Raw genomic sequence first — 19,527 nt, forward strand, 5'->3', positions numbered from 1 at the left:
GCCGCACCGTGTCAGGTCCCCGACGGGATCCGCTCCAGCCGCCGGTCCATCCCGCAGTGCAGCGCGTACGCGAACCCCAGCGGGCTGCGGAACGTGTCCGCGAAGTGCCGGGCCAGCGTGTGCGCGATCTCGCCGGCCGTGTCGGCGGCGCCCAGGTAGCGGGTGACGAACGCGTACGCGTACTCCGCCGCGAACACCTGCGGCATCTCGATCTGCGGGCCCAGCACACCGCCCGCGCCCGCCGCGATCAGCGCCCCGCCCAGATACGTGAGGTCCGCCCCGCCCGGCAGGCCCGCGTAGCACGCGTTGAACAGCACCAGCGGCCGGTGCGGCAGCAGGCCCTCCGTGTGCCGCGCCAACACCGTGTGCGCGTCGATGTCCTGACTGTCCGTCAGGCGCACGAGGAGCAGCGGCGCACCCGCGTCCTGCGCCGCCTCGAACCTGCCGTGGCACCAGAAGTACATCAACTGGTCGTCCATCCGGCCCGACTTGAGCGCCGCGAGCAGCTCGTCGCGGCGGGAGCGCTCCAGGAACACGGTGCCCTCCGCGAGGGCCGTCGCCACGTCCGCCGCCCTCGTGCGGCCGTACGGGTCGATGTTCTTGTCGTGGTTCAGGCTCACCACCGGGAGGGGCGGCGGGAGTTGGGACTCCGCCTCGTCCGCGAAGTCCGCGTATCTGCCGCCCGTCTGCTCCATCTGGTGCCGGTATCCCAGGAAGCGGTGCAGCGGGCTTTCCTCGACGCCCTTCGGCAGGGCCAGCATCGGCCACGGCAGGAACAGCGCCGAGTCCACCCTGATCCGCAGTGGCTTCTCCCCGTCCAGTGCGTCCCGTACGACGCCCCGCAGCCGGTCCGCGCCCCGGCCGCCCGCGCCCAGCAGCTCCCGCCACAGCAGGTACGCGCCCTGTTCCGCCAACTCGTCCAGGATGTCGTCGAGTTCGGGGGCGTCCGTGAGGTCCAGGCGGGTCGCGTACGGCTCGCCCGCCGGCATTCCGGTCATCGGGTCCACGGGCTCGTACGCCACCAACTCCCGCTTCCACAGGGCCCGTAGACGCGCCGCGCTCGTTCGGATCGTCGCCGGGGAGACGTCCAGGCGGGCCGTGTACTCGTGCGGGGACGGGGGGAGCGCCGTGCCGTACGCGCGGGCCCTGATGTGGTCGTCCGCGTACGTGTCCAGGGTCAGCACCAGGTCCGGGTGGCGGATCGTCGAGGCGGGGTGCCGGGTGAAGCCGTGGCTGGGGTCCTGGGTGATGCGCAGGGGGAGTTCCTTGGGCACCGGTCAGGTCCTTCTGAGGGAGGTGGGGGTGGTGCCGGTGAGGGGGCTCTCGGCCGGGCCTGTCACGTCGACATCGGCCTCCACCTCTTGCAGGACGGTGCCGGTGAGGTGGTCCTCCACGGTGAAGCGGATGCGGTGGCGTCCTGGACGGCGGGGTGTGAAGCGGAACTCCGCGCCGGCGTCCGTGTTGCCCACAGGGCCGGGGCGGACGGGGACCGCGTGCTCGGGGACGAGGTCGGCGGGGGTGAGGGGGATGGCCCGGACGGAGAGCCAGGGGAGAGCGGGGGCCTCGGCCCAGGGGTGGTGGGAGCCGGGGACCACCTGGAGGGTGAGGCGGGTGGGGTGACCTGGGGTAGGGGGGTCGTCGTCCTGGAGGGTGAGGCGGACCCGGGACTCGGTGGCGGGGAGACGGAAGACGGTCTCCCGGTAGCGGGGTTCGGGGATGAGGAGGCGGGCGGCGAAGGGGATGCGGAGACGGCCGTGCTTCCAGGGCCATTCGGTGCGGGCGAGAAGGGCGGGCGGGTAACGGCGGGAGAGTTCACGGAGGGCTTCTACGGGCGGGTCCTTGCGGCGGGCGAAGGCTTCGGCGACTTCTGTCCAGGCGAGCCCCGCCTCGTCGCCGATGGAGGCGAAGAGGCGCCGGGCGTGGGCGAAGGAGCGGTCTTCGGCGCCAATGCCGTGTTCGAGATGGGCCCAGGCTTCGCCGTGGGCGCAGCCGAGCCGGGCGAACGTGATGACGTTCTGCTCCAGGCTCTGAGGACGGGAGTAGTAGTACGACGGTCCGTCCTCGTGCCGGACGGCCCTGTGGTGTTCCGTCCAGGCCGACACCAACGGGTCCGTCCAGGTCCAGAAGCCGAGTTCCGGCCAGAGCCGTTCGTTCGCCAGGGCGGTCGCGGGAGAACTGCCGGTATGCGCGTCCTGGCCGGGCGGCAACTGCTCGGGCAGCGTGGTGAGGAGGCCAGAAGCGGCCAAGAGTGTTGTCAGCCGGGCCTGTTCCGTCTCCGCCCGGCGGACGCCCTCGGCCTCGTGAAGATCCAGGAACGCCACCCGCGCGGCGTCGAGCACCTTCTCCGCTTCGTCGAAGTCCCCGCTCAGCAGCCGCCACCGTCCGTAGTGCAACATCGCCCACACCTCGCCCGTACGGTCCCCGGCGACCTGGTGGGCTTCGATCGCCCGCCGCAGCAGCGGTCCCACGCCGCGTAGATCGCCCCGGTCGCAGGCGACGGCGGCGCGGGTGTGCAGAAGCCGGCCGTCGGCGTGACGGTGGTCGGGGAGCGTGGAGAGCAGCCGCGTGGCTGTGCGGAGGTCACAGGCTTCCCAGCTCTCCGAGGCGTGGGTGAGACGGGTGTCCGGTGGGGCGGTGGCGAAGGGGAGCGGACCTCCACAGCGCCACAGGGCGGCCAATTCGATTACCAGGCCCCGTCGTTCGAGCGTTCCGGCGAGGGAGCGGACGAGGCTCTCGGTCTCCCGGCTCCGCGAGAGCGAGAGGAGCCGGGTGGCCGCCAGGACGAACGTCCACGTGTGCCTTTCCACCAGCGCGGGCTTGTCGAGATGGTCCCGGAGCAGTGTCGTCAGCACGTCGACGGCCTGGTCCCGACGTCGGTCGGGAGACCATCGCCGGGTGACCTCGGCGGCCACCGCGCCGCGCAGCCGTATCCCGGGCCCGGTCGACTCGACCAGCTCATGGTGCCCCAACCGGTGCCGGGCGGGTCGGCCCTCCGCGGGTTCGTGGTAGCGGCCCAACAGGGAGTCGGGCACCAGGAGGGTGCCGGTGGAGGAGGTCAGTGCGGCCAGGTCTTCGCACAACCTGGCGGCTCGGGGGCTCAGTTGCCGCTTCGCCCGTCTGACGGACTTGCGCAGGTCGCTCGCGGAGACCGACTCGACGGTGTACGCGATGGGCGGCACCTCTTCGCGGGCGGCCACGGCCAGCACCAGGACCGGGGCATGGGCCGCTACCCGAACCAGGGAGTCGAGCAACGGACGCCGGGCGCCGTCGACGGCCACGATCACCCGTTGGCCGAACCTGTTCAACGCCCGGATGCAGAGTTCGACGGCCTGGTCGAGGAACTCCGGTGCAGCGCCCAGGAGTTCGGCCTCGTCGATGCGTTCCCGCGTGATGCTGTGCGACATTAGCCGCAGCAGCGTCACCTCCGCGGGTTCGGCCATGCCGATGTCCCCGACCCGGATCGCCGCCGGACCCCCGGCCGCGCCGAGGCGGTCGACGGCCCGCCGCATCAGCCACGTCCGCCCGCTGCCCGGCTCCCCGGTCACCACAACCAGCCGGTGAGGCCGAGCGAGGCTGAGCAACTCCTGGATCTGCCTCTCGCGCCTCTCGTCCGTCATCCCGTCCCCTCCTGCCTAAGCCGCCCCCGCCGACACCACCACCCCCATCACTTCCCGCGCATGCCTCCCCGGCACCATCCGCAGCCGCCAAGCCTGCCATCCCGCCTCAAGGTTCACCCCCCGTTCCAGGACCAGGCCGTACGCGTCGACGAAGTCGCCGAGCTTCTCGTCACGCAGATCGTGCGGCTCGCGGCCGAGTTGGAGCAGCTCCTCCTGGGCGACGGCGGTGCCGATCTCGACGCCGCCGGGGGAGGCGTAGGGGAGCAGGGTGCAGCGCAGGAAGCGGGCCCAGTCCTCGCCCCGGCGGTCGCCGTAGGAGGCGAAGAGGGAGATCGCCTCGTCACAGAGAGAAAGGGCTTGGGCCGTACGGGCGTTGCCCGCGTCGACCACGGCCAGTTCGAGGCAGGTCCATGCCTCGCCGTGGGCGACCCCGATCCGCTGGAAGTCGGCGCGCGCGTCCATGAGCAGCTGACGGGCGAACCCGGAGTTGCGCAAGGAACCCGTCTGCGCGGCCCGCTGGTCGCGGGTGACGCGGGCGGACTGATGGCGGGCGCAGGCGAGCCCGTAGACGTCGCGCATACGGGAGAACATGGTCCGGGAGCGCTCCAACTCGCGCACGGAGCGGTCCAGTTGGCCCGTCTCCTCCAGGGCGAGGCCCAGGTAGTAGACGGTCCACGCCTCCCCGCGGGCGTCCTCGTTCTCCCGGTGCCGGGCGGCCGCGGCCCGCAGCTCCTCCGCCGCGAGCGCCGCGTCCCCGGCGATGAGCCGGGCCCGCGCGAGCTGGGTGAACGCCCACGCCTCGCCCCGGGAGTCACGGGTACGCCCGTACAGTTCGAGCGCCCGGTTCAACTCCCCGACCGCCGCGTCGAGTTCACCGCGCCGCAGATTCAGCTGCCCCAACTGGTAGTGCGCCCACGCCTCCCCGTGCACGGACCCGCCCCGCCGGTGCAGGACCAGCGACTCGGTGAGCAGCGCCAGCGCCTCCGGCAACCGCGCCCGGTCCCGCTCGACGGCGGCCAGCGCGTGCATCGTCCACGCCCGGTCGGTCGCCAGCTCCGGTGCCTGCTGGATGTCGAGAGCCTCCCGCAGTTTTGTCGCCGCCTCCCCCAGGTTGCCCTGATGGTGCAGGGTGATCCCGAGCGAGCACAGCGCCCGCGCGGCCCCGGCGTCGTGATGCGACTGGAGGTACAGGTCGACGACGGACGTCAGGGTCGTCCGCGCCTTGTCCAGCTCACCGAGCTGCCGCGCGGCGATCCCGGTACGCCACTGCACGGACCGCACGAGCAGCCCCCGGTCGATGGACTGCGCCAACTCGCTGATCTCACCGAGCCGGTAGAGGTCGCCGCGCAGCAGGCAGTAGTCGCACAGCGCGCCCAGCAGACTCAGTACGGCGGCCTGGTCGACGCCCTCGGCGTGCCGCAGCGTCGCGGTGATGAAGCTGGACTCGTCGTCGAGCCAGCGCAACGCCTCGTCGAGGGAGGTGAATCCGTGCGGGCTGAACCGGTCGGACCGGGTGGACATGTTGCCGTCGACCAACCGGAGCACGGAGTCGGCGAGTTCGGAGTAGCTGACGATCAACCGCTCCTGCGCGGCGACGAGTTCACCGGCCTCCTCCTCGTCGTGCAGCCGGGCGGCGGCGAACGCGCGCACGGTGTCGTGCAGCCGGAACCGGTCCCCGCGCACCCGGTCGATCAGCCCGGCCCGCGCCAACTCGCCCAGCAGACGGGCCGCTTCGGACCGGTCCGTGGCGAGCAGCGCGGCAGCGGCGGCGGCCCCCAGCGAGGCCCGCCCGGCGAGCGCGAGCCGGCGCAGCAGCCGCCGGGTCTGCTCGGGCTGGTCGGTGTACCGCAGCCACAGGGCCCGGTCGGTGGGCTCCACGGGGCCGTACGCGCCGAGTTCCGTGGCGAGCCCGCGCGGCGAACGCGGGCCCAGCGCCGAACCGGCGATCCGCAGCGCCAGCGGGAGCCCGCCGCACAGGTCCAGGACCCGGTCGGTGGACTCCGCGTCGTACGGGCCCGTGCTGTCCTGTGCGACCGCCGCGAGGAGTTCCTCGGCGCCGGCCGCCTCCAGCGGGCGTACCGGCAACTCGTGGACCCACGCGCCGAGTTCGGCGGGCAGCGGGAGCGGGGTGCGGGACGTCACCAGGATCAGGCTGTCCGAGCGCTCCGGGATCAGGGTGCGGACCTGCGCGACGTCGGAGGCGTCGTCCAGGACGACCGTCACCGGCAGTTTCGTCAGGTGCTGGTAGTACAGCTCGCTCAGCCGCTTCACCTGCTGGTCCGCCGACGACCGCTCCCGGAACAGGAGTTGCTCGCGCGGCGCCCCCAGCCGGTTCAGCAGGTGCAGCAGCGCGTCCCGCGTCGGCAGCGGGCCCTCGTCCGAACCGCCGCGCAGGTCCACGACACACGCGCCCCGGAACTGGTCGCGCAGATCGTGCGCCGCGCGCACGGCGAGTGCCGTACGCCCGCTGCCCGGTTCACCGTGCAGGACCACCACCGTCGGCCGGGTCCGCGTGGACGCCCGGCCCGCCTGCACCCACTGCCGGATCCGCGCCAGCTCCTGCCGCCGCCCCGCGAACACCCCGGACGACTCCGGGAGTTGCGCGTACGACTGCTCCAGCAGCGTACGGCCGCGTGCCGCCGCGCTCTTGTCGGCGCCCTTCAGCTGGGGGCCCGTCGCCTTCGGGCCCGTCGACGCGCTCAGCACCCGCTGCTGGTCCAGGAACGGCCTGATGCCCCGCACCTCCAGCGCCGTCAGCCACTGGAGTCTCAACTGCTCGGCCCCGCCCGGCTGTCCGGCCGCGCCGGCCCGGCGGTGCGCGGCCGGCAGATGGGTGCCGGCCACCTTCACGACCGTCGCCGCCGCCCCCACGACGCCGACCGCGAGGCCCGCGCCGAACGCCGTGCCCGTGCCGGTGCCGAGCACCAGATCGGCCACCGTCGTCGTCACCGCGGCAACTCCCGCGATCAGCAGGGGAGTCCGGCCGCCCTCCTCGGCGTACCGCTTCCCGAAGCTCACATTCGCCGCCTCGGTCTCGCTCAACGCCCGTGTGTACGCCTCGTACTCGGCGCCGGCGGTCTGCGCCATGGCGTCCAGCGCCCCGCGCGCCCTGCCGAGCAGCACCTTCCCGTCCGTACGGCCCCCCGAGCGCCGTACCTCCTCCTCGACGGCCCGGACCACCAACCGCTCGGCCTCGACCCGATGACTGTCCCGCATGTCCCGTCCCCCTCCGGCGGCAACAGCTGTCCTTGGTCAAGTGTGCGGCGGGGGGCGCCCGGATGCGAAGGGGCGAACTGGCACCGTCCTGTCACAACTCGTTGCCGGGGGTCGGCAAGGAGGGGGCGCGGAGCGCGAGCGCGGCGACGAGGGCGTACTTGTGTCCGTCTTGTCTCCATGCCGGGGTCGAGAGAGGGGCCCGAACGGTTCGGCTCCTGGCGGACCGTCCGCGGATGATTCGCCCGCTGGGCCACCGACGGCACCTTCACGGATTCAGGGCACCGGCCCCCGGGCACCAGATGGGCGTGCGGTGGGCGGGTGGACGCCGGGCCCGGATCGGGGCCCGTGTCGCGTACTCCATCGGCACCGGGTCGGTGGACCTGCGCCGCACCGGCTTCGCCCCCGTCGGCCGGGACATCTACTGCACGGTGACCACCGACGCCCCGCCATCGGGGTGATGGGCATGAAACGGGGGTGGCTCCCCACGCGGCTCGTCCCCGGCGGGAACGTGCAGGTCGGCACTTGGGGCATGCCTTAGCCCACAGGCCGTCGGAGGCGCGGAGGGCGCGGACGATTCCTCGTTGCTCACAGGATCCCGAGGTCGACCGTGACAGGGAAGGGTGCGGTGGCCTTCACGGTGCCGGTGAACACCTCGCCGTTCCGGTAGGCCCCGTTGGCTGGGTCGAGGACGTAGGTGTAGACGATCGGAACGCCGGTGGCGGCCTGTTCGATCCGCCAGTAGAAGGGGATGCCGGCCTTGGCGTACTGGTCCACCTTCACGATCCGGTCGGTGGTCTCCGAGCCAGGGGAGACGACCTCGACGACCAGGAGGACGTGTTCCGGGCGGGTGGGCGTGAGGTCGATGGTCTCCGCCCGGTAGACGATGACGTCGGGACGGCGGTTGGTGAGTGGGACGTCCTGGAGCCGGACGTCGAAGCCAGTGTCGGCGTTCCAGTCCGGGCCCGCGGCGGCGTCCAGGGCATTGGCCAGGAGCCGGGCCGGCCGGTTGTGCCGCGTGGACGCGCTCGGGCTCACGACGACCATTCCGTCCACGATCTCGATGCCGGCGCACTGCTCCTCGGTCCAGGAGTCGTACTGTTCCGCGCTGATCTGGGTGTGCATCCACGCGGGCGCCACCATTTCGGCGGTCGTGGTGTGCCTCCTCCGAGGAGCTTCGGCAGTTCCGGTGCTTGGCTCAGCCTACTGGCCGGTGGTACGAGGCCGCCCGATTCGGCCGAGGCACTCTCTGGTTCGCCAGGCAGGCCGGAGCCCTGTGAGAGGCTGGACCGCATGAACCGGCTAGCGGGTGTGACCTCGCCGTATCTGCTCCAGCACGCTGACAACCCGGTCGACTGGTGGCCCTGGACACCGGAGGCTTTCGAGGAAGCGCGGCGGAGGGACGTACCCGTTCTGCTGTCCGTCGGCTACTCCGCGTGCCACTGGTGTCATGTGATGGCCCACGAATCCTTCGAGGACCAGCAGACAGCCGACTACCTCAACGAGCACTTCGTCAGCGTCAAGGTGGACCGCGAGGAGCGGCCCGACGTCGACGCCGTCTATATGGAAGCCGTGCAGGCCGCGACCGGGCAGGGCGGCTGGCCGATGACTGTCTTCCTCACCCCCGACGCCGAGCCCTTCTACTTCGGTACGTATTTCCCGCCCGAGCCGAGGCACGGTTCGCCCTCGTTCCGGCAGGTGCTGGAGGGGGTGCGGCAGGCGTGGAGCGGGCGTCGGGACGAGGTGGCCGAGGTCGCGGGGAAGATCGTACGGGACCTGGGCGAGCGGGAGTTGTCGTTCGGGGACGCTCAGCCGCCCGGCGAGGAGGAGCTGGCGGCGGCGCTGCTGGGGCTGACCCGGGAGTACGACCCGCAGCGCGGCGGGTTCGGGGGCGCCCCGAAGTTCCCGCCGTCGATGGTGGTGGAGTTCCTGCTGCGGCACCACGCGCGGACGGGCGCCGAGGGCGCCTTGCAGATGGCGGCGGACACCTGCGAGCGGATGGCGCGGGGCGGGATCTACGACCAGTTGGGCGGCGGCTTCGCCCGCTACTCGGTCGACCGCGACTGGATCGTGCCGCATTTCGAGAAGATGCTGTACGACAACGCCCTGTTGTGCCGCGTCTACGCCCACCTGTGGCGCTCGACCGGCTCCGAACTGGCCCGCCGGGTCGCCCTGGAGACGGCCGACTTCATGGTGCGGGAGCTGCGAACTCCTGAAGGCGGCTTCGCCTCCGCGCTGGACGCCGACAGCGACGACGGCACCGGGAAGCACGTGGAGGGCGCGTACTACGTCTGGACCATGGACGAACTCCGCGACACCCTCGGCGCGGACGCCGAACTCGCCGCCCACTACTTCGGCGTGACGCAGGACGGCACCTTCGAGGAGGGCGCCTCCGTCCTCCAACTCCCGCAGACGGAGGGCGTCTTCGACGCGGACAAGGTCGCCTCGATCCGCGCCCGCCTGCTCGCCCGGCGTGCCGAGCGCCCCGCTCCCGGCCGGGACGACAAGGTCGTGGCCGCCTGGAACGGCCTGGCGGTCGCGGCGCTCGCGGAGACGGGCGCGTACTTCGGCCGCCCGGACCTGACCGAGGCCGCGCTCGGCGCCGCCGACCTCCTGGTCCGCGTCCACCTCGACGACCACGCCCACCTCTCCCGCACCAGCAAGGACGGCCAGGCCGGCGCGAACGCGGGCGTGTTGGAGGACTACGGCGATGTCGCGGAGGGCTTCCTCGCGCTGGCCGCCGTGACCGGCGAGGGCGTCTGGCTGGACTTCGCGGGCCTGCTCCTGGACCACGTCCTGACGCGTTTCACTGACCCGGAGTCGGGCGCCCTGTACGACACGGCCTCGGACGCCGAGCAGTTGATCCGCCGCCCCCAGGACCCGACCGACAACGCGACGCCCTCCGGCTGGACGGCGGCGGCGTCGGCGCTGCTGTCGTACGCGGCCCACACCGGCTCCGCACCTCACCGCAGCGCCGCCGAAAAGGCACTCGGCGTCGTGAAGGCGCTCGGTCCCCGGGTGCCCCGGTTCATCGGCTGGGGGCTGGCCGCGGCGGAGGCCCTCCTCGACGGACCGCGTGAAGTCGCCGTCGTGGCAAGGGAGTTGGACGATCCGGCCGGAAAGAAACTACACCGACAGGCACTTCTGGCCACCGCCCCCGGGGCAGTTGTGGCCTACGGTGTGACCGACAGTGACGAGTTCCCCTTGATCGCCGATCGGCCGCTTTCGGGAAGTGAACCCACGGCCTATGTCTGCCGTAACTTCACCTGTGATCTTCCGACGACCGACCCCGATCGCCTGCGCACCGCACTGACCGGTGGAAACGTTCAGGCGGGTTGATCAATAGCGGTCAGAAGAGTGACCACGTGTCCGGATATGGGCAGCTAAGAGCAAGTCGGCTCTGAAACAAGCTATTTATCGGAAGACCTCCCCCCGTTCACAGTTTCCACTTAGCCTCAGCACATGACGCGACGCATGTGACGCGCCGTCGCGACAGGGGGCTCTGAGATCTGGGGGGATCTTTTCTTGTTCACGTCCATCTTCATATCCGCCGTCTCGCTGGCCCTTTTCGGGATGGCGGCCTTCACCCTCTGGTGGCAGATGCACGCCTGGCGCACGCCGGACGTCCTCGCCTCGACCAGTTTCGGCCAGCCCGACGGCGGTCAACACACCTCGTTCTCCCTGCTGTTGCCCGCCCGGCACGAGCAGGCCGTCCTCGACCACACCATCCGCCGGCTCCTGGAGTCGACCCACACCGACTTCGAGATCATCGTGATCGTCGGCCACGACGACCCCGAGACCACCGAGGTCGCCGAACGCGCCGCCGCCCGCGACCCACGCGTCCGCGTCGTCGTCGACACCCACGAGAAGAAGAACAAGCCGAAGGCGATGAACACGGCGCTCCCGCACTGCCGCGGCGACGTCGTCGGGGTCTTCGACGCCGAGGACCAGGTCCACCCCGAACTCCTCGCCCACGTCGACCACGCCTTCCGCACCACCGGCGCCGACGTCGTCCAGGGCGGCGTCCAGCTCATCAACTTCCACTCCAGCTGGTACAGCCTGCGCAACTGCCTGGAGTACTTCTTCTGGTTCCGCTCCCGGCTCCACCTGCACGCGCAGAAGGGGTTCATCCCGCTCGGCGGCAACACCGTCTTCGTCCGCACCCACGTGCTCAGGGAAGCCGGCGGCTGGGACTCCAACTGCCTCGCAGAGGACTGCGACCTGGGCGTACGGCTGTCGTCCGTCGGGAAGAAGGTCGTCGTCGCCTACGACTCCGACATGGTCACCCGCGAGGAGACCCCGGGCTCGCTGATGTCCCTGCTCAAACAGCGAACTCGCTGGAACCAGGGGTTCCTTCAGGTCTTCCGGAAGAAGGACTGGAAGCAACTCCCGGGCTTCGGGCAGCGGTTGCTGGCCCGCTACACCCTCATGACCCCGTTCCTCCAGGCGTACTCCGGCGTCGTCATCCCGCTGAACGTGGCGATCGCGCTCTTTCTCGACGTCCCCGTCGGCGTCGCCTTCATCACCTTCCTGCCGGCCGTCACCGCGCTCGTGACCTTCGTCTTCGAACTCGTCGGACTGCACGACTTCGGCAAGCAGTACGGCCTGCGCGTGCGCTTCGTCCACTACGTCAAGCTCGTCGTCGGCGGCCCCTTCTACCAGGTCCTCCTCGCGGGCGCCGCGATCCGTGCCGTCTGGCGCGAGCAACGCGGGCGCAACGAATGGGAGTTGACCGAGCACACCGGTGCGCACCTGACCACCCGAGAGGACGTTCACGCGTGACCTCCACGCTCCCCGAGGTGACCACCCCGAAGATCCCCGTACAGCGCACCGTCCCGCCGATACCCAGGCCCGCGCGACCTTCGAGGAAACCCGATCTCCTGCTGTGCGGCGCCCTGTTGACGGCGATCCTCGTCGTCCAGGGCTGGAACATCGCCGCCTACCCCACCTTCAGCGACGACGAGGGCACCTACCTTGCCCAGGCCTGGGCCGTCCAGGAGGGCAAGGGCCTCGCCCACTACACCTACTGGTACGACCATCCCCCGCTCGGCTGGCTCCAGTTGGCGCTGCTGACCTGGATCCCCAAGGCCCTCGACCCCGCCGCGATGACCGTCGGCTCGATGCGCGCGGCGATGCTCGTGGTCACCGCCGCGAGCACCGTCCTGCTGTACGTCCTCGGCCGCCGCCTCTCCCTGCCGCGCTGGGCCGCCGGGCTCGGCATGGCCCTCTTCGGGCTCTCCCCGCTGTCCGTCGTCCTCCAGCGGGAGATCTTCCTCGACAACCTCGCGGTCATGTGGACGCTCGCCGCGTTCGCGCTGGCCGCCTCCCCGAGCCGGCACCTGTGGCACCACTTCGGCGCCGGGATCGCCGCCGCGACCGCCGTCCTGACGAAGGAGACGATGCTCTTCGTCCTGCCCGCCGTGCTGCTCACGATGTGGCGCCACAGCCACCGCGACACCCGCAAGTTCGCGCTCACCGGCGCGATCACCGCATGCGTCCTGATCGGCGTCTCGTACCCCCTCTTCGCCCTGCTCAAGGGCGAGTTGTTCCCGGGCGGCGGGCACGTCTCGCTGTGGGACGGCATCAAGTACCAGATGACCAGGCCGGGTTCGGGCTTCATCCTCGACAACGGCTCCGGCGCGCACGGGGTGTTGCAGTCCTGGCTGTACTACGACAGCGTCCTGATCGTCGGCGGCCTCGGGGGCGCGCTGCTGCTCCTGCTCACCTGGCGCTGGTCGGTCACCGCCCGCGCCCTCGCCGGGCCCTCCCTCGCGGTCGCGATCCTCGCGGCCGTCGCGCTGCGCCCCGGCGGCTACCTGCCCGCGATGTACGTCATCCAGGCGCTGCCGTTCCTCTCTCTGGTCCTCGCCGGGGCCGTCGCCTCGCTCGCGCACACGATCCTGCACAAGCGGCGCGGCAGCGCCGAGCACCACTGGATCGGGTACGGGCGGTACGCGGTCGCGGCGGGCCTCGCGACCGCCGCCGCGCTGTACGTCGTACCCCGCTGGTACGACGGCGACCGCACCGCCGTCACCGCCGACGCGAACGGGCCCTACCGGTCGGCCGCGCAGTGGCTGGACCACGAGGTCGCCGACCCCTCGCGCACCCGCGTCCTCGTCGACGACGCGCTCTGGCTCGACCTCGTGCACGCCGGATACGAACCCGGGCTCGGCGCGATCTGGTTCTACAAGGCCGACCTCGACCCGGCGGTCAGCAAGACCCTCCCGAACGGGTGGAAGGACGTCGACTACGTGGTGGCATCGCCGACGGTACGGCGCGACGCGCGCGACCTGCCGACCGTGAAGGACGCGCTGGTGAACTCAACGCCCGTCGCCGTGTTCGGTGTCGGCGAGGACCGCATCGAGATCCGCAAGGTCGGGAGTGCGCTGTGACCCATGAGTACACCGCGCCGGTCCCCGACGTCCGGGAAGACGACCTCCCCGAACCCGGCGCCGTCACCATCGTCGTACCGACCTTCAACGAGTCCGCGAACGTCCGCCGACTCCTGCGCCAGATCCGGGAGTCCGTCCCCCGCAGCCTGCCCTGCGAGGTCGTCTTCGTGGACGACTCCACCGACGACACTCCCGAGGTGATCCGGGACGCGGCGAAGGACTGCCCGTTCCCGGTGACCGTGCTGCACCGCGAGGAGCCGGTGGGCGGGCTCGGCGGGGCGGTCGTCGAGGGGATCCGCGCGGCCGGCTCCGACTGGGTCGTCGTGATGGACGGCGACTGCCAGCATCCGCCGTCCCTGGTACCGGAGTTGGTGGCGACCGGCGAGCGCTCCGGGGCCGAACTCGTCGTCGCCTCCCGGTACATCGAGGGCGGCAGCCGCGCCGGGCTCGCCGGGGGCTACCGGGTCGCCGTGTCGAAGGGCGCGACCTGGCTCACCAAGTCCCTCTTCCCGCGCGGGCTGCGCGGGATCAGCGACCCGATGAGCGGGTTCTTCGCGATCCGGCGCAGCATGGTCAGCGCCGACGGCCTCAAGCCCCTCGGCTACAAGATCCTCCTCGAACTCGCCGTGCGCGGCAGGCCGCAGCGGGTCGCCGAGGTGCCGTTCGTGTTCCAGGAGCGGTACGCCGGGGAGTCCAAGTCCACGGCGAAGGAGGGCGTCCGCTTCCTGCGCCACCTCCTCGGCCTGCGCACCGCCTCGCCGCTCGCCCGCATGATCGGCTTCGGTCTGATCGGCCTGAGCGGCTTTCTGCCCAACCTGGTCGCCCTGTGGGTGTTCACCCGCACCGGCCTGCACTACCTCCCCGCCGAGATCCTCGCCAACCAGTTCGGCGTGGCCTGGAACTTCGTCCTCATCGAGCACCTGCTCTTCCGCGACCGGCGTGAACACCGCCGCTGGTGGGACCGGGTCAGCAGGTTCGCGCTCCTCGCCAACGCGGACCTTGTCCTGCGCATCCCGCTGATCGCCCTGTTCGTGCACCGGTTCGGCATGGGCGCGCTGTCCGCGACGGCGCTCGCGCTGGTGACGACGTTCGTGCTGCGGTTCGCGGGGACCGAAGCGCTGGTGTACCTGCCGAAGAAGAGGAAGAAGCGCGTCACCGCGTAAGCAGAAACAGCCGACGCCGGTCAAGAGCCGCCCGGCGTACGGCAGTTGCACATCCCCGAAGGGAGCCGCATGAAACTGCCCCTCAAGTACCGCAGAAAGACAGCCCTGTTGGCCGTCACCGGCCTCACCGGTGGCCTGCTCCTCACCTCCCCGCAGCCCGCCTCCGCCGCCAACCTCGTCCTCAACCCCGGCTTCGAGACGGCCGGTTCGGGTGACATGCCGTACTGCTGGGAGAAGTCGGGGTGGGGTGACAACGACTTCACGTTCACCGCGACCTCAGACGCGCACTCCGGGTCGAAGGCGATGAAGGTCGAGCTGACCCGCCGTGTGGACGGTGACCGCAAGGCCCTGATCACGGAGTCCGCGGCCTGCGCGCCGACGGTGACGCCGGGCAAGCAGTACGACCTGTCCCTCTGGTACAAGTCGACGACGCCCGACACCTCCGTCACCCTCTTCCGGCACGACGCGACCGCCGGCTGGCAGTACTGGACCGACCTCAAGACCCTGGACCTGGCGGCGACCTGGACGCAGGCGAGCGTCCGCACCCCGGAGATCCCGGCGGGCACCGACCGGATCACCTGGGGTGTCTCGGTGTACGGCACGGGCTCGGCGACGACCGACGACTACACGATGGAGCAGGTCCCGGACGTCACCCCGCCGCCGACCTGCACGGGCACGAACGCCCAGTGCGCGGACGGCAGTTGGAGCGTCCTGCCGACGCAGAACCCGGTCCGCTCGATGCACTCGGTCGTCCTCAACAACGGCAAGGTCCTGATGATCGCCGGGTCGGGGAACAGCGAGGAGCAGTTCCAGGCCGGCACGTTCACCTCCGCCGTGTACGACCCGGCGAACGGCACGTACAAGGTCATCCCCACGCCGAAGGACATGTTCTGCTCCGGGCACGTCCAGCTCCAGGACGGGCGCGTGCTGGTGATGAGCGGCAACAAGGCGTACCCGGTCGTCGGCGGCCACGGCTACGAGGGGTACAAGGACTCGTACGTCTTCGACCCGGTCACCGAGACGTACAGCAAGACCAACGACATGAACGACGGACACTGGTACCCGTCCGCGACCGTCCTCGGCGACGGCGACGTCCTCTCCTTCGGCGGGCTGCGCGAGGACTCCTCCGGCTCGGTGACCGCCGAGCGCTGGTCGGACGCGCAGCAGCAGTGGCTGCCGCTGTGGCAGGTCAACCAGACCTGGTCCTACTGGGGCCTGTACCCGGCGATGGTCCTCATGCAGGACGGCCGGCTCTTCTACACGGGCAGCCATGTCTTCGGGAACAACATCCCGGGGACAGGTTCGGCCGTCTACGACTACGACGCGAACACCGTCACCCAGATCCCCGGCCTCCAGAACAAGGACGAGCGCGACCAGTCGGCGAGCGTGCTGCTGCCCCCGGCGCAGGACCAGAAGGTCCTCACCCTCGGCGGCGGCAACATCGACTCCAACCCCGAGGGCAACCGCCTCACCGACGTCATCGACCTGAAGCAGCCCAACCCGTCGTACGTCGCCGGCCCGCCGATCCCGCAGGGCACCGTCGACCTCGGCGCCGGCCCGGTCCAACAGACCGGAAACCAGGGCAAGATGTACGTCTCCGCGGTCCTCCTGCCCGACGGCAAGGTCCTGGAGACGGGCGGCGCCCTGCACAACCGCGCGAACCCCGTGTACGAGTCGTCCCTGTACGACCCGGTGACGAACACGTTCGACCAGGTCGCCGCCGACCCGGAAGCACGGGGCTACCACTCCTCGGCCGTACTCCTCCCGGACGGGCGGGTGTTGACGACCGGCGACAACCCGGGCAACGGCACCTGGAACCACGACGTGTCCGTTTACTCGCCGCCCTATCTCTTCAAGGGCCCGCGCCCGGCGATCACTTCACTCATCGACAACGAGTGGCAGTACGGCGACACGCAGCGCATCACCGTCGACCGGCCCATCGCCAAGGCCGAGTTGATCCGCCCGGCGGCGGTCACGCACTCCTCCGACCCGAACCAGCGCTTCGTGGACCTGCCGCTGTCGGTGGACGGCAACAACGTCGACCTGAACGTCACGAGCAACCCGAACCTGGCGCCGCCCGGCTGGTACATGCTCTTCGCGGTCGACGCCAACGGCGTTCCCTCGGTGGCGAAGTGGGTGCACCTGACCGGCCCGCAGGCCCTCAGCAAGACCGAGGCCGCACCCCATGCCCATGTCCACGCCTTCGCCGACAAGTTGACCGGCAAGGTCACCGGGCCCGGCGCCAAGAGGCCGTCGCAGAAGGTCAGTCCGACGATCTCCGGCTGCGACCGGCACTACGGCTCGATCAACGTCTGCGTACCGACGGCCTTCCCGGCGAACGTGAAGAAGACGACGGCCGCGCGCTGCGAGTGGCTCGCGAAGAACGAGTACGGGCGCCTGACCGTCAACGGCGGTGACGATCCGCTGGGGCTGGACCCGAACCGCAACAAGGTGGCGTGCGACGCGAAGGACATCAAGCGCGGCTGACCACGCCGACGGCGACTGGAGCCCCGTACCCGGCACTTGACCGGGCACGGGGCTCCGCTCACTCCGCCTCGCTCGTCTCCGGATCCGGCTCTGACTCCGCCTTGCGCAGCGGGCAACTGACGGGCAGGACCCGCTCGGTGAGCTGCCCGGCGAGGTGCGTGTCGGTCAGCTCGGCGTCGGTCAGCCAGTCCGCCGCCGTCAACTGCTCGACCAGGTCCTTCAGTTCGGCGGTGTCGACCGGGACCCAGGCGGTCAGCCCGTCCAGGGCGATGCCGCCCCCGCCGGGGCCGAGGCGGCCCGACGCGTCGGTCTGCGCGGCCAGGGCGAGGGCGAGCAGCCGGGTGGTGGCGGGGGCCTTCTTCTTGCGGAGCTTCTTGTCCGAGACGACCTTCTGGGCCCAGCCGGACAGCTTGGGCCGCATCTTCTTGCCGAACGTGAACGGGCCCGTGCCGTCCTCGCCGGGCATCAGCGAGGGGACGGTGATCGGGGTGGGGTTCTCCGGCCGGGAGGCGAGCAGCTCCTCGACGGTGCCGGGGATACCCAGCCAGCCGCTGCCGGTCAGCGCCTCGACGAGGCCCTCCGCGTCGGTGAGGCCCAGGCCGGCGAGGTCCTGGCCGACGAGGTTGCCGGTGCCCGTGTGCGCCGTACGCAGGGTCAGCATGATGACCGCGAGCCGTGCCTCCGGTCCCGGCAGCGGGGCGTGTTCGGCGACGTGCGCGAGGACGGAGCGGGCGTGCTCCCACTGCGTCAGCCCGGTCAGCACCCGGGCCACGGCCGGTCCCACGCCGTCGATGGCGCCGTCGACCTTGCCGCCCAGGATGGCGCCGGTGCCGGCGCCCGTGCGCTGGAGGTGCTGGAGGCGGATGGTGGCGGCGGCCTGCGCGGCGCGCTGCGCCTCGTACCGCAGGACGCCCTCGGAGGTGGCGTCGGCCCACGCGGTGAAGGCGCTCGCCTTGCGTTCCTGGAGGTCGGCGAGGATCGACAGGTCGGGCTGTTCGCGCTTCTGGTAGGCGCGGAACTGCTCGCCGAGCTCGATGAGTTCGTCCCGCAGGGACTCGGGGCGCAGGTCGTGCGGGATGATGCGGCGGGAGATCGTCGCCGGCGGGGGGCGGCGGCGGGCGGCGGGCGGGCGGGGGGCCTGACGGGGGGCCGGGTCGGAAGTTTGGCGGGGGCCTTGGCCGGGTAGCGCGCCGACCGCCCGGCCGGAAGCCGGGAACGCGCCCGCGACGGGCTGCTGGTCGGAGAACTGCGGCACGCCCGCGCCGGGAACCGCTGCCGTGGGGGCGGGCCGTCCGGCCGTCCGCGACCCGGCGGCCTCGGCCGCCTGCGAGGCGCCCGCCTGCGGGGCGGCCCCCTGGGAAGTGGCCACCGTCCTGGCCCCCGGCGTCGCGGCCGCGCACCGCGAGCAGCACTCCATGGCCTGCCACCAGCGCCCCTCCCGGTCGGTGAGCACGGCCAGCACGACCGGGCCGCCGCACCGCCACGGTTCGGAACGCGTGTTCCGGCCGGTGCTGGGCTGATGCGTACCGCACCCGTCGGCCCGGCACGCGCAGTACGCGTCCGCCTTCAGCGGCGGCGCCGCCCGCAGATGGGCCTTGAGATGGGCGACGGCCGCCGCACGGCCCTCGGCGGCGGACGCGAGGCGCTGCTCGGCGCAGGCGGGCCGGCTGCACGAGACGCGCACCGCCCCGCTGCCCCGGCCGACGGGGTCCAGCCGCACCGTCCAACGGCGCCCCGGCACCCGTTCGTCCACCTCACCCACCGCGCCCTGCGTCATCCTGGTCTTCCTCCCGTGCCGTGCCTGCTCCGCGACCACCGTATGGGGGCTCGGTGGCCGTGGAATACATGGTGTCGTACGCGGGGACCTGTCCGTGACCGTGTTATGCCACTGGCTTCCGGATGCCTACGGGGTTGCTCGCCCCGCCCCGAACCCCAACGCCTCCGTCACGATCGCCTCCAACTGCTCGTGATGCGCCCCTTTCCAGTACGCCTTCCCGCACTCCCCGCACTGCGCGAACACGTCGTACGAGGCATGGGTGCCCTCGCGGAGCCGGTCCGCGACCTCCGCTTTCGTCGCCGGGCGGAGGAGGCCGTTGCAGGAGGTGCAGCGGGTCCAGGGGGAGAGGGTGGGGGCGAAGCGGGTGAGGGTCTCGCGGAGCTGGGTGTCGGGGGAGGTGTCGTAGACGTACGCGCCCGCCCAGAGTTCGCGGCGGCGCAGGAGGCCCCGGTCGCGGCTGAGGAGGACGCGTTTCTCCGCCGCCGAGCGCGCGGCGAGCGCGGGATCGCCGATGTCCGTGGACTCGTACGCGGTGTCGACGCCCAGCAGGCGCAGGCGGCGGGCGAGGGTGCCGAGGTGGACGTCCAGGAGGAAACGCAGGGGGGCGCCGGGCACCCGCTGGGGGTGGACGTGCGCGCGCACCTCCAGCGATTCGCCGGCCGAGGGGACGTACGACGGCGGGACCTCGCGGCCGTCCACCAGCAGCGCGCCCACCTCCGTGAGCGGCACCCCGGCGGACTCCACGACGTGGCCCAGCGTCGAGACGCCGTCGATCCTGAGGGCCGTGGTGGCGCGGCGGACGAAGAGGGAGAGTTCGGGGGCGACTCGGAAGCGGATCTGCGGTGCGGTCGTCACCCGGCCAGCATGGAGGGGGCGCG

General features: G+C 71.5%; 12 protein-coding genes. 6 read left to right on the top strand and 6 right to left on the bottom strand.

What is annotated here, in order from left to right:
• Nucleotides 1–11: 11 nt before the first annotated feature.
• The 3 genes from ACLZOT_RS28570 to ACLZOT_RS28580 are packed head-to-tail and all read right to left on the bottom strand — an operon-like array spanning nucleotide 12 to nucleotide 6,833.
• Nucleotides 12–1,274 (bottom strand): CHAT domain-containing protein, encoded by a 1,263-nt coding sequence (locus ACLZOT_RS28570; protein ID WP_416971975.1) that lies wholly within the window; start codon nucleotides 1,272–1,274, stop codon nucleotides 12–14.
• A gap of 3 nt (nucleotides 1,275–1,277) precedes the next feature.
• Complete coding sequence (locus ACLZOT_RS28575; RefSeq protein ID WP_416971976.1) at nucleotides 1,278–3,617, bottom strand: hypothetical protein; 2,340 nt, start codon at nucleotides 3,615–3,617, stop codon at nucleotides 1,278–1,280.
• A gap of 15 nt (nucleotides 3,618–3,632) precedes the next feature.
• A complete protein-coding gene (locus ACLZOT_RS28580; protein ID WP_416971977.1) occupies nucleotides 3,633–6,833 on the bottom strand; it encodes a tetratricopeptide repeat protein in 3,201 nt (1,066 codons plus the stop codon).
• A gap of 305 nt (nucleotides 6,834–7,138) precedes the next feature.
• On the opposite strand from ACLZOT_RS28580, the gene ACLZOT_RS28585 reads away from it, so the two are divergent.
• Nucleotides 7,139–7,291: a hypothetical protein gene (locus tag ACLZOT_RS28585; RefSeq protein WP_416971978.1), complete on the top strand. Its 153-nt coding sequence runs from the start codon at nucleotides 7,139–7,141 to the stop codon at nucleotides 7,289–7,291.
• Between the two features lie 127 nt (nucleotides 7,292–7,418).
• Here ACLZOT_RS28585 and ACLZOT_RS28590 read toward each other — a convergent pair whose 3' ends face one another.
• On the bottom strand, nucleotides 7,419–7,973 hold the full coding sequence (locus tag ACLZOT_RS28590; protein WP_416971979.1) for a Uma2 family endonuclease: 555 nt from the start codon (nucleotides 7,971–7,973) through the stop codon (nucleotides 7,419–7,421).
• A 150-nt stretch (nucleotides 7,974–8,123) separates the two neighbouring features.
• On the opposite strand from ACLZOT_RS28590, the gene ACLZOT_RS28595 reads away from it, so the two are divergent.
• The 5 genes from ACLZOT_RS28595 (at nucleotide 8,124) to ACLZOT_RS28615 (ending at nucleotide 16,872) form a co-directional block, all read left to right on the top strand.
• Nucleotides 8,124–10,169, top strand: coding sequence for a thioredoxin domain-containing protein (locus tag ACLZOT_RS28595; protein ID WP_416971980.1), 2,046 nt, complete (start codon nucleotides 8,124–8,126; stop codon nucleotides 10,167–10,169).
• 186 nt (nucleotides 10,170–10,355) lie between these two features.
• Nucleotides 10,356–11,612: a glycosyltransferase gene (locus ACLZOT_RS28600; RefSeq protein ID WP_416971981.1), complete on the top strand. Its 1,257-nt coding sequence runs from the start codon at nucleotides 10,356–10,358 to the stop codon at nucleotides 11,610–11,612.
• Complete coding sequence (locus ACLZOT_RS28605) at nucleotides 11,609–13,222, top strand: ArnT family glycosyltransferase (protein WP_416971982.1); 1,614 nt, start codon at nucleotides 11,609–11,611, stop codon at nucleotides 13,220–13,222. Before ACLZOT_RS28600 ends, ACLZOT_RS28605 begins: the two co-directional genes overlap by 4 nt.
• Nucleotides 13,219–14,385 (top strand): glycosyltransferase, encoded by a 1,167-nt coding sequence (locus tag ACLZOT_RS28610; RefSeq protein ID WP_416971983.1) that lies wholly within the window; start codon nucleotides 13,219–13,221, stop codon nucleotides 14,383–14,385. The genes ACLZOT_RS28605 and ACLZOT_RS28610 overlap by 4 nt, the downstream gene beginning before the upstream one ends.
• A 69-nt stretch (nucleotides 14,386–14,454) precedes the next feature.
• A complete protein-coding gene (locus ACLZOT_RS28615; protein ID WP_416971984.1) occupies nucleotides 14,455–16,872 on the top strand; it encodes a galactose oxidase-like domain-containing protein in 2,418 nt (805 codons plus the stop codon).
• Between the two features lie 58 nt (nucleotides 16,873–16,930).
• Here the strand turns inward: ACLZOT_RS28615 and ACLZOT_RS28620 are convergent, their stop codons facing one another.
• Together ACLZOT_RS28620 and ACLZOT_RS28625 are read right to left on the bottom strand one after the other, a co-directional pair.
• On the bottom strand, nucleotides 16,931–18,649 hold the full coding sequence (locus tag ACLZOT_RS28620) for a hypothetical protein (RefSeq protein WP_416971985.1): 1,719 nt from the start codon (nucleotides 18,647–18,649) through the stop codon (nucleotides 16,931–16,933).
• A 126-nt stretch (nucleotides 18,650–18,775) separates the two neighbouring features.
• Nucleotides 18,776–19,504 (bottom strand): Mut7-C RNAse domain-containing protein, encoded by a 729-nt coding sequence (locus ACLZOT_RS28625; RefSeq protein WP_416971986.1) that lies wholly within the window; start codon nucleotides 19,502–19,504, stop codon nucleotides 18,776–18,778.
• Nucleotides 19,505–19,527 lie beyond the last annotated feature (23 nt).

Origin of the sequence: Streptomyces sp. 4F14 (assembly GCF_048159485.1) — a bacterium.
Classification (GTDB): Bacteria; Actinomycetota; Actinomycetes; order Streptomycetales; family Streptomycetaceae; genus Streptomyces.